We start from the raw sequence: 317 nt of genomic DNA, 5'->3' as shown, positions 1-317 counted from the left end.
TGCCGGGCGAGGTGATCGCCTGGCGCGCCGCCACCGAGGCCGAGCGCGACGAAGCCCGCGAGCGCCTGCAGCACTTTCGCCAGGCGGTCCTGAGCAGCGCGTCGAGCCTGGTCGATTCGGCCGGCAAGCGCGGTCAGGGCGACCAGGTGATCTTCGGCAAGCTGCTGGGCCTGGTGCCATTCTGCCCGAGCGACGACCACGTCTATCTGGTGCAGACCGCACAGGGCGTGCAACCGGTGCTGACCTTCTGGGGGTTCGTGGCCCACGAGCAGGACCGCCAGCGCGAACCGCTGTACTTCCTGACGCCCCGCCCGGCC

1 pseudogene is annotated in these 317 nt (G+C 71.0%); it reads left to right on the top strand.

Features of this window, described 5'->3' with window-relative positions:
• Positions 1 to 317, top strand: a pseudogene (locus G7Z99_RS19685) (SrfA family protein); the annotation flags it as partial.

Source organism: Pseudomonas entomophila, from assembly GCF_013523165.1.
Classification (GTDB): domain Bacteria; phylum Pseudomonadota; class Gammaproteobacteria; order Pseudomonadales; family Pseudomonadaceae; genus Aquipseudomonas; species Aquipseudomonas entomophila_A.
The sequence above is the reverse complement of the archived record's forward strand: the minus strand, read 5'-3'. Positions and strand labels throughout refer to the sequence as shown.